The following is a 14270-nucleotide window of genomic DNA, read 5'->3' as shown; positions in this document are numbered from 1 at the left end:
CCCCGAACGGGACACCCGGTATGAAACGATTTGCATGAGAGTGCATAATCATTCGTATGGGTACTTCACCGGACTTCACCGCCACCCCCGAGTCGCCGCTACGGGTCGCCGTGGCCGGCGCCAGCGGCTACGCGGGCGGCGAGATCCTGCGCCTGCTCCTCGGCCACCCCGCCTGCCAGGACGGATCCCTCGTCATCGGCGCACTCACCGCCGGGGGCAACGCCGGCGCCACCCTACGTGAGTTCCATCCCCACCTGCTGCCGCTCGCCGACCGCGTGCTCGGTGCCACCGACATCGACACCCTGCTCGGACACGACGTCGTCTTCCTCGGCCTGCCGCACGGCCACTCCGCCGTGATCGCCGCGCAGCTGCCCGACACCACCGTCGTGATCGATTGCGGTGCCGACTTCCGGCTCGAGAACGCCGCCGACTGGCAACGCTGGTACGGCAGCGACCACGCCGGAACCTGGCCCTACGGGATGCCCGAGCTGCCCGGCAAGCGCGACGCTCTCGTCGGCGCCACCCGCATCGCGGTCCCCGGTTGCTATCCCACCTCCGCCTCGCTCGCCCTCGCCCCAGCCGTCGCCGCGGGCATCGTCGAACCCGTCGTGCAGGTCGTGGCGGTCTCCGGCACCTCCGGCGCCGGGAAGTCCCCGAAGGTCGACCTCCTCGGCTCCGAGGTCATGGGCTCGGTCCGTGCCTACGGCGTCGGCGGCGCCCACCGCCACACCCCCGAGATCAAGCAGAACCTCTCCGCCCTCGCCGGCACCGACGTGAAGGTCTCGTTCACCCCGGTCCTCGCTCCCATGCCCCGCGGCATCCTGGCGACCTGCACCGCGCCGACCACGGTGACCGCCGCGGAGGCCCGTGCGGTCTACGAGAAGGCCTACGCCGACGAACCCTTCGTGCAGCTGCTGCCCGAGGGTGCACTGCCCACCACCGGCGCGGTGGTCGGCTCGAACGCCGTGCAGATCGCCGTCACCGTCGACCCCGACGCCGGCCTGCTCGTCGTCGTCGCCGCGCTCGACAACCTCACCAAGGGCACCGCCGGTGCCGCCGTGCAATCGATGAACCTGGCGCTCGGTCTGCCCGAGACCGCCGGCCTGTCCACCGTGGGAGTGGCTCCGTGACCGAGAACAAGTACGCCGACGACGTCTACACCGGCGCCACCGAGATCGCCGGGGGACGCCTGATCCGCAGCCAGGGCGTCACCAGCCCCGCCGGATTCCGGGCCGCCGGCATCCCCGCGGGCATCAAGATCTCCGGCCGGCAGGACCTCGCCCTCGTGGTCAACGAAGGCCCCGAACTCACCGCCGCCGGCGTCTTCACCATGAACAAGGTCAAGGCCGCCCCCGTCCTGTGGTCCCAGCAGGTCCTGAAGTCGGGCAGCCTGCGCGCGGTGATCCTCAACTCCGGCGGCGCCAACGCATGCACCGGCGCCGGGGGGTTCCAGGACACCCACGCCACCGCCGAGGCCGTCGCCGACGCCCTGAGCAACTGGGGCACCGAGACCGGGGCCGGTGAGGTCGCCGTGTGCTCGACCGGCCTGATCGGCGACCGCCTGCCGATGGACAAGGTGCTCTCCGGCGTGCAGGAGATCGTCCACGAGCTCGCCGGTGGCATCTCCGGCGGCACCGACGCCGCCTACGCCATCATGACCACCGACACCGTGCCCAAGCAGGCTGCCCTGCACCACGCCGACAAGTGGAACGTCGGCGGCATGGCCAAGGGCGCCGGCATGCTCGCCCCCGCCCTGGCGACCATGCTGTGCGTGGTCACCACCGACGCCGTCGCCACCGCCGAGCAACTCGACACCGCGCTGCGCCACGCGTCCCGGCTCACCTTCGACCGCCTCGACGTCGACGGCGCGACCTCCACCAACGACACCGTGCTGCTGCTGGCCTCCGGCGCCAGCGGGATCACCCCGAGCCAGGACGATCTGAACGCCGCCGTCCTCGCCGTGTGCGACGACCTCGCCGAGCAGATGATGGCCGACGCCGAAGGAGTCACCAAGCGCGTCACCGTCACTGTCCGTGGTGCCGTCAGCGAGGCCGACGCCCTGATCGGGGCGCGCACCGTCGCCCGCGACAGCCTCGTCAAGACCGCCCTGTTCGGTTCCGACCCCAACTGGGGACGTGTGCTCGCCGCCATCGGCATCGCCCCGATCGAACTCGACCCCGACAAGATCTCGGTGTCGTTCAACGGCAATCCCGTGTGCATCGACGGCGTCGGCGCCCCCGGCGCCCGCGAGGTCGACCTGTCCGCCGCCGATATCGCCCTCGACATCGACCTCGGTCTCGGCGACGCGCAGGTGTCCATCCGCACCACCGACCTCTCGCACGCCTACGTCGAAGAGAACTCGGCGTACTCGTCGTGACCGGCACGAGCACAGGAGACGACGTGACCGACGCACTGATCGCCGACCTCACCTCGCACCAGAAGGCGTTCGTCCTCGCCGAGGCCCTGCCGTGGCTGCAGAAGTTCCGCGACAAGATCGTGGTCGTCAAGTACGGCGGCAACGCCATGATCGACGACACCCTCAAGTCCGCCTTCGCCGCCGACATGGCGTTCCTGCGCACCGTCGGCATCCACCCCGTGGTGGTCCACGGCGGCGGCCCGCAGATCAACGCCATGCTGAAGCGCCTCGGCCTCGAAGGCGAGTTCCGCGGCGGCTTCCGCGTCACCACCCCCGAGGTCATGGACGTCGTGCGGATGGTGCTCTTCGGGCAGGTCGGCCGCGAACTCGTCGGCCTGATCAACAGCCACGGCCCGTACGCCGTCGGCACCTCCGGCGAAGACGCCGGGCTGTTCACCGCGACCCGCCGCACGGTCGTCGTCGACGGCGAGGACACCGACATCGGTCTCGTCGGCGACGTCACCGCCGTCGACCCCGGTGCGGTGCTCGACCTCATCGCCGCCGGCCGTATCCCCGTGGTCTCCACGATCGCGCCCGACGCCGACGGGGTGGTGCACAACATCAACGCCGACACCGCCGCAGCGGCCCTGGCCGAAGCGCTCGGCGCGGAGAAGCTGGTCGTGCTCACCGACGTCGAGGGCCTCTACACGAACTGGCCCGATCGCGGCTCGCTCACCTCCCGGATCGACGCCGATGCCCTCACCGCGCTGCTGCCGTCGCTCGACTCCGGCATGGTCCCCAAGATGGAGGCGTGCCTGCGTGCCGTGCAGGGCGGAGTGCCCAGCGCGCATGTCATCGACGGCCGCCGAGCGCACTCCGTGCTCCTCGAACTGTTCACCGAAGAAGGCATCGGCACCATGGTGGTGCCGGTCTCCGAGAAGGAAGGCCCCGCATGACCGGCACGTCCGAACTCCAGCAGCGCTGGGCGGGTTCGCTGATGAACAACTACGGCGTGCCCAAGGTCGCCCTGGTCGCCGGTGACGGCGCCGTGCTCACCGACGCCGACGGCAAGCAGTACCTCGATCTGCTCGGCGGCATCGCCGTCAACAGCCTCGGCCACCGTCACCCGGCGATCATCGAGGCCGTGACCGCGCAGCTGAACCAGCTCGGCCACGTGTCGAACCTGTACGCCTCGCCGCCGGTGCTCGAACTCGCCGAGAAACTCCTCGCGCACTTCGGTCACGAGGGCCGCGCCTTCTTCTGCAACTCCGGCACCGAGGCCAACGAGGCGGCGTTCAAGATCGCCCGGCTCACCGGACGGCCGAAGATCGTCGCGTGCGAGAAGGCCTTCCACGGCCGCACCATGGGCGCTCTCGCCCTCACCGGCCAGCCCGACAAGCGTGCGCCCTTCGAGCCGATGCCCGCGGGCGTCGAGTTCGTACCCTACGGCGATCTCGCCGCGCTCGACGCCGCGATCGACGAGAACACCGCCGCCGTCTTCCTCGAACCGATCATGGGCGAATCCGGCGTCGTCGTCCCGCCCGAGGGCTATCTCGCCGGCGCGCGCCGCCTCACCACCGAACGCGGCGCCCTGCTCGTGCTCGACGAGGTCCAGACCGGCATCGCCCGCACCGGCACCTTCTTCGCCCACCAGGCTGCGGGAATCACCCCCGATGTGATGACCCTTGCCAAGGGCCTCGGCGGTGGTCTGCCCATCGGCGCCGTTCTCGCGACCGGCCCGGCCGCCGAGCTGTTCCAGCCCGGCAAGCACGGCACCACCTTCGGCGGCAACCCGGTGTGCGCGGCGGCGGCACTCGCGGTGCTTCGCACGATCGACGAACAGAACCTGCTCGATCACGTGAACGCCGTCGGCAAGACCCTCGCCGCCGGCATCGAGGACATCGGGCATCCGCTCGTGTCGCACGTGCGCGGGTCCGGGCTGCTGCGTGGCATCGTCCTCACCGCCGCGAAGGCACCGGCCGTCGAAACCGCTGCCCGCGAGGCCGGTTTCCTCGTCAACGCCGCTGCCCCCGACGTGATCCGTCTCGCGCCCCCGCTGATCCTCACCGAACCGCAGGCCGAGAGCTTCGTGACAGCGCTGCCCGCGATCCTCGACACCGCCGACCGGGAAGGAAACTGACCGTGCTCCGCCACTTCCTGCGCGACGACGACCTCACCCCGGCCGAACAGACCGAGGTACTCGAACTCGCCGCCGAACTCAAGAAGGCACCGCTGTCCCGCCGCCCCCTCGAAGGGCCCCTCAGCGTCGCCGTGCTGTTCGACAAGACCTCCACCCGCACCCGCTTCTCGTTCGACGCCGGCATTGCCCAGCTGGGTGGCCACGCCATCGTCGTCGACACCGGCGCCACCCAGATCGGTAAGGGCGAAACCCTCGAGGACACCGCCCGGATGTTCTCCCGCTTCACCGAAGCGGTGGTGTGGCGCACCTACGGCCAGGACCGCATCGAGATGCTCGCCGCGCACTCGACCGTGCCCGTCGTCAACGCGCTCACCGACACCTTCCACCCCTGCCAGGTCCTCGCCGACCTGCAGACCGTCCGCGAGCGCAAGGGCAGCACCGCAGGGCTGCGCATGACCTATTTCGGCGACGGCGCGAACAACATGGCGCATTCGCTCATGCTCGGCGGCGTCACCGCCGGCATGCACGTGACCATCGCGTCCCCGGCCGGATTCACCCCCGACCCGCAGGTCGTCGCCGCGACCCGCGCGCGGGCCGAGCAGACCGGCGGCACCGTCACCGTCACCGACGACCCGCGCGCCGGAGCCGCCGACGCCGACGTGCTCGTCACCGATACCTGGGTGTCGATGGGGCAGGAGGACGACGGCAAGGACCGCGAGGCCCCCTTCCGGCCGTTCCAACTGAACGACGAGCTCGTCTCCCTCGCCGACGCCGACTCGATCGTGCTGCACTGCCTGCCCGCCTACCGCGGCAAGGAGATCACCGCCGAGGTCATCGACGGGCCGCGGTCGGTGGTGTGGGACGAGGCCGAGAACCGCCTGCACGCGCAGAAGGCCCTGCTCGTGTGGCTGCTCGAGCAGAGCCGGAGCTGACCGTGAGCACGGCGGCGAACCATGCGGACAGCGCGGCGAGCGCGCCGACACGCGCGGCACGGCAGGCCCGTATCGTCGCTCTGCTCGCCGCACATCCCGTGCGCAGCCACACCGAACTCGCCGCTCTGCTCGCCGCGGACGGCATCGAGGTGTCCACCGCCACCCTCTCCCGCGACCTCGAGGAACTCGGGGCCGTGAAGCTCCGCGGGGCCGACGGGGGAGCGGGGGTGTACGTCGTCCCGGAGGACGGCAGCCCCGTGCGCGGCGTGACCGGCGGCACCGACCGCCTGTCCCGTCTCCTCGGTGAACTGCTGGTGTCGACCGACTCGAGCGGCAACATCGCCGTGCTGCGCACCCCGCCGGGGGCAGCGCACTATCTGGCCAGTGCACTCGATCGGGCATCATTACCCGAGGTGGTCGGAACGATCGCCGGCGACGACACCATCGCGGTCATCGCCCGCGAACCGACGACGGGAGCCGAACTGGCCGCGAAAATCGAATCACTCACCTGACCTACCACTCATAGACGCACGTCGAAATACAAAGGAGCACAAAGACAATGGCCGAACGCGTCGTACTCGCCTATTCGGGCGGGCTGGACACCTCCGTCGCCATCAGCTGGATCGGCAAGGAGACCGGCAAGGAGGTCGTCGCCGTCGCCATCGACCTCGGCCAGGGTGGCGAGGACATGGAGGTCGTGCGTCAGCGCGCCCTCGACTGCGGTGCCGTCGAATCGATCGTCGTCGACGCCAAGGACGAGTTCGCCAACGAGTACTGCCTGCCCACCGTCCAGGCCAACGCGCTCTACATGGATCGCTACCCGCTGGTCTCGGCCATCAGCCGCCCGCTGATCGTCAAGCACATCGTGCAGGCCGCCCGCGAGCACGGCGGCACCGTCGTCTCGCACGGCTGCACCGGCAAGGGCAACGACCAGGTCCGCTTCGAGGTCGGCTTCGGTGCCCTCGCTCCCGACCTCCAGGTCATCGCACCGGTCCGCGACTACGCCTGGACCCGCGAGAAGGCCATCGCCTTCGCCGAGGAGCACGGCCTTCCCATCAACGTCACCAAGCGCTCGCCGTTCTCCATCGATCAGAACGTGTGGGGCCGCGCCGTCGAGACCGGCTTCCTCGAAGACCTGTGGAACGCCCCCACCAAGGACGTCTACGACTACACCGAGGACCCCACCGCCCACTGGCAGGCCCCCGACGAGCTGATCGTCAGCTTCGAGGCCGGCCGCCCCGTCGCCATCGACGGCAAGCACGTCACCGTCCTCGAGGCGATCCAGGAACTCAACCGTCGCGCCGGTGCCCAGGGTGTGGGCCGTCTCGACATGGTCGAGGACCGCCTCGTCGGCATCAAGAGCCGCGAGATCTACGAGGCACCCGGCGCCATCGCGCTGATCACCGCGCACCAGGAACTCGAGCACGTCACCCTCGAGCGCGAACTCGGCCGCTACAAGCGGCGCGTCGAGGAGCGCTGGAGCGAACTGGTCTACGACGGCCTGTGGTTCTCCCCGCTGAAGACCGCCCTCGACGCCTTCGTCGCGAACACCCAGGAACGCGTCACCGGCGACATCCGCATGGTGCTCCACGGTGGGCACATCACCGTCAACGGCCGCCGCAGCCCCGAGTCGCTCTACGATTTCAACCTCGCCACCTACGACGAAGGCGACAGCTTCGACCAGTCCAACGCCAAGGGCTTCGTGCAGATCCACGGCCTGTCGTCGAAGGTCGCCGCGAAGCGCGATCTGGGCCTGTAGTCATGACGGCTCACGGCACCAACGAAGGTGCCCTGTGGGGCGGCCGGTTCGCATCCGGACCGGCCGCCGCCATGGCGGCGCTGAGCAAGTCCACGCACTTCGACTGGGCCCTGGCCCCGTACGACGTGCGCGCCTCGCAGGCCCATGCCAAGGTCCTGCACCGCGCCGGACTCCTCACCGGCGACGACCTCGCCACGATGCTCGACGGCCTCGACCGACTCGCCGCCGATGTGGCCTCGGGTGCGTTCGGTCCCGCCGAATCCGACGAGGACGTGCACGGCGCGCTCGAACGGGGACTCATCGAGCGGGTCGGTCCCGAGGTCGGCGGCCGGCTCCGCGCGGGCCGCTCCCGCAACGACCAGGTCGCGACGCTGTTCCGGATGTGGCTGCGCGACAGCGCGCGGCGCATCGCCGACGGTGTCCTCGACGTGGTGGAAGCGATCGCCGGCCAGGCCGCGGCCCACCCCGATGCCGTGATGCCCGGCAAGACGCACCTGCAGGCGGCGCAGCCCGTGCTGCTCGCACACCACCTGCTGGCCCACGCACACCCGCTGTTGCGCGACGTCGACCGGTTGCGCGACTTCGACAAGCGCGCGGCGGTGTCGCCGTACGGGTCGGGTGCGCTGGCCGGATCGTCGCTCGGTCTCGACCCCGACGCGATCGCGGCCGATCTGGGCTTCGACTCCGCGGCCGACAACTCCATCGACGCGACCAGTTCTCGTGACTTCGCGGCGGAAGCGGCCTTCGTCTTCGCGCAGATCGCCGTCGACCTCTCCCGCATGGCGGAGGAGGTCATCCTGTGGAGCACTCCCGAGTTCGGATACGTCACCCTCGCGGACGAATGGTCGACCGGGTCGTCGATCATGCCGCAGAAGAAGAACCCGGACGTCTCCGAGCTCACCCGCGGTAAGGCCGGTCGCCTCATCGGCAACCTCACCGGACTGCTGGCCACCCTCAAGGCGCAGCCGCTGGCCTACAACCGCGACCTGCAGGAGGACAAGGAGCCGGTCTTCGACTCGGTGGCGCAGCTCGAGCTGCTGCTCCCGGCCATTGCCGGTCTCGTCTCGACGCTGACCTTCCACACCGAGCGCATGGCCGAACTCGCTCCCGCCGGCTTCACCCTCGCGACCGACATCGCCGAGTGGATGGTCCGGCAGGGCGTACCGTTCCGCGTCGCCCACGAGGCGGCCGGTGCGTGCGTGCGGCTCGCCGAGGGGCGCGGAGTCGGCCTCGAGGACCTCACCGACGACGAACTGGCCGGTGTCGATCCGGCACTGACCCCGCAGGTGCGGGACGTGCTCACGGTCGAAGGCTCGATCGCCTCGCGCGACGCGCGCGGCGGTACCGCGGGCGTGCGGGTCGTCGAGCAGCTCGGCCGCGTGCGCGATGCCGCGGTGCAGTTGCGCGACTGGGTCCGCGGCTGACCCACCTGCCGTCCCGGGCACCCCGAGTTGCCCGGGACGGTCACGGTGGTGTGGCAGGCTGGCACATACTCTCGGCACGCAGCGGGTACCGGTGTAGAACCGCAGGTGCCGGGGACCCGTGCGGATACATCGTCGAGAGGGGAGCGGACCGTGGGACTGGACGCCGATGTAGTGGCCGAGTCGATGCGACGGCTCGTCGCCACCGCCCAGAACGGTCTCGACGTCCTGCGGTTCGGTGGCCTCGAACCGGATCGGTCGTCCTCGCCGTACCAGGTCGTCGAACGCACCGCGATGTACCGACTCCGCCGGTACTTCCCCGAATCGGACACCGCTTCCACGGGCATCCCGATCGTCCTCGTACCGCCCATGATGGTGTCCGCCGAGGTCTACGACGTCACCCGTGACGCCGGCGCCGTCGGCACCCTCCACGCCGCGGGACTCGACCCGTGGGTCGTGGACTTCGGCTCGCCCGACCAGGAGGAGGGCGGCTGGAAGCGCACCCTCACCGATCATCTCCTCGCCCTCGACGAGATCGTCGACCGCGTGCGCGCCTACACCGGCCACGACGTCCACCTCGGTGGATACTCGCAGGGCGGAATGTTCTGCTATCAGGTGGCCGCGTACCGGCGCAGCCGCGGCATCGCGAGCCTGATCACTTTCGGCAGCCCCGTCGACACTCTCGCCGCGCTGCCCTTCGGGATCCCCGAGATCGTCGCGACCCACTCCGCGGACTTCCTCGCCGACCACGTCTTCAACCGCCTCGCGATCACCGGATGGATGGCGCGCACCGGCTTCCAGCTGCTCGATCCGGTCAAGACCGTGCGATCGCGCATCGACTTCCTGCTCCAGCTCCACGACAGGGAAGCGCTGTTGCCGCGCGAGCCGCAACGCCGGTTCCTCGACACCGAGGGGTGGGTGGCGTGGTCCGGTCCGGCCGTCGCCGAGATGCTGCGCCAGTTCATCGCCCACAATCGCATGGTCAGTGGCGGTTTCGTCGTCAACGACCGGGTGGTGAGCCTCGCCGAGATCACCTGTCCCGTCCTTGCGTTCGTCGGCGAGGTCGACGACATCGGGCAACCGCTCGCCGTGCGCGGTATCCGCAAAGCGGCACCCCGCGCGGAGATCTACGAATGCACTTTGCGTGCAGGGCATTTCGGGCTCGTCGTGGGCAGCGTTGCCGGCCAGCAGACGTGGCCCTCGGTCGGCGAATGGGTGCAGTGGCGCGAGGGAGTCGGTGATCGTCCCGTCGGTATGGCGCCGATGGTCGTGCCCGATCCGAAGGACGAGGGCACCGGCGTCTCGGTCGCATCCCGCATCACCCACACCGTCGCGACCCTCGCCGACGTGGGAACGGACTTCGGTAGAGGAGTTGCGGGGATCGCCGTCGGCGCCGTCCGCGGCGCACGCGATCTCACCGGTGAGGCCGCACGCGCGTTGCCCCGGCTCGCGCGGCTCGGACAGATCCAGTCGCGCACCCGCATCTCCGTCGGGGGTCTGCTCGCCGAGATCGGCCGCAAGTCGCCGAAACGGGAGTGCTTCATCTTCGAGGACCGCGTCTACACATTCGACGCTGTGAACCGCCGGATCGACAACGTCGTGCTCGGTCTCGTCGACAACGGCGTCCGCCCCGCGATGCACGTCGGGATCCTCATGGACGTGCGTCCCAGTGCTATGGCCGCGGTCGCCGCGATCTCCCGCCTCGGCGGTGTCTCCGTGCTGATCCCGCCCGGACCGGACGTCGCGGAGGCCGTGCGCCTCGGCGGTGTCGAGAAGATCGTGGCCGATCCGGAGAACCTCGATGCGGCCGTGGCGACCGGTCTGCCCGTGCTGGTGCTCGGTGGTGGCGACGTTCGCGACCTCGACATCGAACCCGGCACCGACGTCGTCGATCTCGAACGACTCGACATCTCGTCGGTGCAACTGCCGGGGTGGTACGTCCCCGATCCCGGTCTTGCGCGGGAGCTCGCGTTCGTCCTCTTCTCCGGCAGCGGCGACACGCTCGCGGTGCGGCGGGTCACCAACTACCGGTGGGCGCTGTCGGCCTTCGGTACGGCGACCGCTGCCTCGCTCGGTCGCGGCGACACGATGTATTGCCTTGCACCTCTGCATCATTCGTCCGGTCTTCTGGTCAGTTTCGGTGGGGCGCTGGCGGGTGGAGCGCGTATCGCGTTGTCCCGCGGGCTGAACCCCTCGCTGTTCAGCGATGAGGTGCACCGCTACGGCGTCACCGTCGTCACCTACACCTGGGCGATGTTGCGTGAGGTGCTCGACAGCCCCTCGCTGCACATCGACGCCATCCATCCCATCCGGTTGTTCATCGGATCCGGTATGCCACCGGGGTTGTGGCGCCGCACGCTCGACAGGTTCCAGCCTGCGCGGGTGCTCGAGTTCTACGCCTCGACCGAGGGCAACGTCGTGCTCGCGAACGTCTCCGGTTCGAAGATCGGCTCGAAGGGCCGGCCGTTGCCCGGCAGCGCCGACGTGCGGCTCGCCGCCTACGACGCCGGCGCGGGCCGACTCGTCGAGGACGACCGCGGGTTCGTGCGGGAGGCGCGGGTCGGTGAGGTCGGACTGCTGCTCGGCAAACCCGGGCCCGCCGCCTCGGCGCTCACCGGCGTCATGCGCGGGGTGTTCGAACCGGGCGACGTGTGGGTGCCCACCGACAACCTGTTCCGGCGCGACGCCGACGGCGACTTCTGGCTGCTCGACAGCCGACGGACGGTGATCCCCACCTTCCACGGTCCGGTCTTCACCCAGAGCGTGACCGACGTCCTCGAAGCGATCCCGCGCGTCGACCTCGCCGTCGCCTACGGGATCTCGGTGGGCGGACGCGACATCGCGGTGGCCGCGTGCACGTTGCGGGGCAACCGGGCACCGACGGCGGCAGAGATCACCGCAGCGTTCGACGCGATTGCGCCCGACGAACGGCCGGATCTGGTGCACATCGTGCACGACATCCCCTTGGGGCCGTCCTATCGTCCGGCGGCCGACGGGCTGCGCGAACAGGGATTGCCCGTTCCCACCGTCCGCACCTGGTACCTGAGCCCCGACACGGGGACGTACAAGAGATTCACCAAGGCCGTCGCGCTGGCCTGGAAGGCGGGCACGGCCGGTTCGCCCGCCGGGGCGCGGTAGCCTGGTTCCGGTTCGGTTCCGCCCTTCGAAAGGACATCCGTGGCTGTCGATCCCACGTTGCTGAGCATTCTGGCCTGTCCCGAGGACAAGGGGCCGTTGCTTCTCGTCGACGACGCGGTCCTCTACAACCCCCGCCTGCGGCGGGCGTATCCGATCGAGAACGGCATCCCCGTCCTCCTCGTCGACGAGGCCCGCGAGGTCACCGATGCCGATCACAACGACTTCACCGCGCGCGGTGTCGCCGGATGGAGTGCAGACTGAGCCGCTGCAGCAGATCCGTTCGCGGCGCGCTCGAGGGACTCGATCCGGTCGAGGCAGCCGCCGCGCTGCTCGGAGCGACTGTCCGGGTAGGGGAGACCACCGTCCTGCTGACCGAGGTCGAGGCCTACGGCGGGCCCGAGGACGGACCGTGGCCCGACCCGGCAGCGCACTCGTATCGAGGACCGACCCCGCGCAATTCCGTCATGTTCGGGCCCGCAGGACATCTGTACGTCTACCGGAGCTACGGCCTGCACTTCTGCGCGAACATCTCCCTCGGTCCCGATGGCACCGCCGCAGCAGTGCTGTTACGGGGCGGTGAGGTCGTCGACGGAGAACAGGCCGCCCGGGCCCGTCGCACCCCCGGCACGCCGTTCGCCAACCTCGCCCGGGGACCCGGAAATCTGGCCGCTGCCCTCGGTCTCGACCTGGCCGACAACGGCATCGACGTGGGCGTCTCCGATGCCCGGGTGCGCGTGGAACTTCCGGTAGAGCCGCTGGTCGGCGAGGTCGCACGCGGTCCACGGGTGGGGATCAGCGTCGCCGCCGACAGGCCGTGGCGGTTGTGGATTCCCGGCGCCGTCGGAGTCTCCGCGTACCGGCGCAGCCCACGCGCGCCCGCCGCTCCTCACGGGTGATGGGATGATCGAACGGTGACTGAGCACATCCTCGACGAACTGACCTGGCGCGGTCTCATCGCGCAATCGACCGATCTCGACGCACTTCGAGGCGAACTCGACAAGGGTCCGATCACCCTCTATGCCGGTTTCGATCCGACCGGTCCGAGCCTGCACGCCGGTCACCTCGTACCGCTCCTCGCTCTCAAACGTTTCCAGCGCGCCGGCCACCGGCCCATCGTTCTCGCAGGTGGCGCGACCGGCATGATCGGCGACCCACGGGACGTCGGGGAGCGGACCATGAACTCCGCCGACACCGTCGCCGAGTGGGCCGGACGGATCCGGGGACAGCTCGAACGGTTCGTCGAGTTCGACGACTCTCGGACGGGAGCCGTGGTCGTGAACAACCTCGACTGGACCCGCAATCTGTCGGTGATCGACTTCCTGCGCGACATCGGCAAGCACTTCTCGGTCAACGTGATGCTCGCTCGAGACACAGTCAAGCGCCGGCTCGAAGCCGACGGCATCTCGTACACCGAGTTCAGCTACATGCTGCTGCAGGCGAACGACTACGTGCAGCTCCGCCGCGAGCACGGGTGTGCGCTGCAGGTCGGTGGTTCCGACCAGTGGGGCAACATCATCGCCGGCGTCGAGCTCAACCGCCGAACCGACGGCGCGAGCGTGCACGCGCTGACCGTCCCGCTCGTGACCTCCTCGGACGGCAAGAAGTTCGGCAAGTCCACCGGCGGTGGCAGTCTGTGGCTCGACCCCGAGATGACCAGCCCGTACGCCTGGTACCAGTACTTCGTCAACGCGGCCGACGCCGACGTCATGAAGTACCTGCGCTGGTTCACCTTCCTCGACAAGGACGAACTCGCCGAACTCGAGACCGCCACCACGGAGCGTCCGCACGCGCGCGAGGCCCAGAAGCGGCTCGCCGCGGAGATGACGACGCTCGTCCACGGTGCGCACAACACCGCCTCGGTCGAACTGGCCAGTCGCGCACTGTTCGGCCGGGGGGAGCTCGGCGACCTCGACGAGTCCACACTCGCGGCCGCATTGACCGAGGCGTCCGTGACCGAGCTCCATGCCGGCGAACCGGACACGATCGTGGATCTGCTCGTCGCGTCGGGACTGTGCGAGAGCAAGGGCGCTGCACGGCGCACCGTCAAGGAAGGCGGGGCATCGGTCAACAACGTCCGGATCTCCTCGGAGGAGTGGACCGCGCGCGACGGAGAGCTGCTGCACGGCAGCTGGCTCGTCCTGCGCCGGGGCAAGCGGAACTTCGCCGGTGTCCGCGTCGTCCACGACTGATGCTGTTTGCCGACGCTGACGAGCCTCTGACCAGCGGATTTGACGGCTCGTTAGCGTCGGCGTAACTTAGTCGTCGTTCGAGCGACACCGAACAGCCCGCCGGACCGAGAGGTTCGGAAATAGGCATGTTCGATGTCGCATCGATCGGCTCTCACAGAAGAGACGGGGAACGCAACGAGTTTGCTTCCCTGAAATCGGATGTGATAGCTTGGAACGGTTGCCTCGGAGCGGGTCGGACGACAGTCCGGAACGTGACGATGTGTGCGTGTTCTTTGAGAACTCAACAGTGTGCCGATGAATGTCAGTGCCAAATAATATTTGGTGCGACCACTTCA

Annotated in this window: 12 protein-coding genes; all 12 read left to right on the top strand. The window is 69.4% G+C overall.

Features of this window, described 5'->3' with window-relative positions:
- Positions 1–56: 56 nt before the first annotated feature.
- Positions 57–1130 (top strand): N-acetyl-gamma-glutamyl-phosphate reductase, encoded by a 1074-nt coding sequence (argC, locus tag EQ874_RS04900; RefSeq protein ID WP_129976044.1) that lies wholly within the window; start codon positions 57–59, stop codon positions 1128–1130.
- Positions 1127–2377 carry a bifunctional glutamate N-acetyltransferase/amino-acid acetyltransferase ArgJ gene (gene argJ, locus EQ874_RS04895; protein WP_064064219.1) on the top strand — a complete coding sequence of 417 codons (1251 nt, stop codon included), beginning with the start codon at positions 1127–1129 and terminating at the stop codon, positions 2375–2377. Before argC ends, argJ begins: the two co-directional genes overlap by 4 nt.
- Positions 2374–3312, top strand: a complete 939-nt coding sequence (argB, locus tag EQ874_RS04890) for an acetylglutamate kinase (RefSeq protein ID WP_016934580.1) — start codon at positions 2374–2376, stop codon at positions 3310–3312. Before argJ ends, argB begins: the two co-directional genes overlap by 4 nt.
- A complete protein-coding gene (locus tag EQ874_RS04885; RefSeq protein WP_129976042.1) occupies positions 3309–4496 on the top strand; it encodes an acetylornithine transaminase in 1188 nt (395 codons plus the stop codon). The genes argB and EQ874_RS04885 overlap by 4 nt, the downstream gene beginning before the upstream one ends.
- A gap of 2 nt (positions 4497–4498) precedes the next feature.
- Entirely contained in the window at positions 4499–5428 is a 930-nt protein-coding gene (gene argF / locus EQ874_RS04880; RefSeq protein WP_129976040.1) for an ornithine carbamoyltransferase, read from the top strand.
- 2 nt (positions 5429–5430) lie between these two features.
- Entirely contained in the window at positions 5431–5940 is a 510-nt protein-coding gene (locus tag EQ874_RS04875) for an arginine repressor (protein ID WP_064064218.1), read from the top strand.
- Positions 5941–5987: 47 nt separating this feature from the next.
- A complete protein-coding gene (locus tag EQ874_RS04870; RefSeq protein WP_064064217.1) occupies positions 5988–7187 on the top strand; it encodes an argininosuccinate synthase in 1200 nt (399 codons plus the stop codon).
- 2 nt (positions 7188–7189) lie between these two features.
- Entirely contained in the window at positions 7190–8611 is a 1422-nt protein-coding gene (gene argH / locus EQ874_RS04865) for an argininosuccinate lyase (protein ID WP_129976038.1), read from the top strand.
- Between the two features lie 150 nt (positions 8612–8761).
- Positions 8762–11746, top strand: coding sequence for an AMP-binding protein (locus EQ874_RS04860; RefSeq protein ID WP_129976036.1), 2985 nt, complete (start codon positions 8762–8764; stop codon positions 11744–11746).
- Between the two features lie 39 nt (positions 11747–11785).
- Positions 11786–12007 carry a Trm112 family protein gene (locus EQ874_RS04855; RefSeq protein ID WP_129976034.1) on the top strand — a complete coding sequence of 74 codons (222 nt, stop codon included), beginning with the start codon at positions 11786–11788 and terminating at the stop codon, positions 12005–12007.
- Positions 11992–12642 carry a DNA-3-methyladenine glycosylase gene (locus EQ874_RS04850; RefSeq protein WP_129976032.1) on the top strand — a complete coding sequence of 217 codons (651 nt, stop codon included), beginning with the start codon at positions 11992–11994 and terminating at the stop codon, positions 12640–12642. Before EQ874_RS04855 ends, EQ874_RS04850 begins: the two co-directional genes overlap by 16 nt.
- A gap of 15 nt (positions 12643–12657) precedes the next feature.
- Entirely contained in the window at positions 12658–13935 is a 1278-nt protein-coding gene (gene tyrS / locus EQ874_RS04845; RefSeq protein ID WP_016934278.1) for a tyrosine--tRNA ligase, read from the top strand.
- Positions 13936–14270 lie beyond the last annotated feature (335 nt).

It is taken from the genome of Rhodococcus sp. Q1 (assembly GCF_004153645.1).
Lineage (GTDB): Bacteria > Actinomycetota > Actinomycetes > Mycobacteriales > Mycobacteriaceae > Rhodococcus > Rhodococcus gordoniae.
The sequence above is the reverse complement of the archived record's forward strand: the minus strand, read 5'-3'. Positions and strand labels throughout refer to the sequence as shown.

Bases quoted from the DNA above. Each gene is read 5' to 3' on its own strand.
- argH (WP_129976038.1), top strand. From the start codon at position 7,190: ATGACGGCTCACGGCACCAACGAAGGTGCCCTGTGGGGCGGCCGGTTC.
- argC (WP_129976044.1), top strand. From the start codon at position 57: ATGGGTACTTCACCGGACTTCACCGCCACCCCCGAGTCGCCGCTACGG.
- EQ874_RS04885 (WP_129976042.1), top strand. From the start codon at position 3,309: ATGACCGGCACGTCCGAACTCCAGCAGCGCTGGGCGGGTTCGCTGATG.
- EQ874_RS04850 (WP_129976032.1), top strand. From the start codon at position 11,992: ATGGAGTGCAGACTGAGCCGCTGCAGCAGATCCGTTCGCGGCGCGCTC.
- EQ874_RS04870 (WP_064064217.1), top strand. From the start codon at position 5,988: ATGGCCGAACGCGTCGTACTCGCCTATTCGGGCGGGCTGGACACCTCC.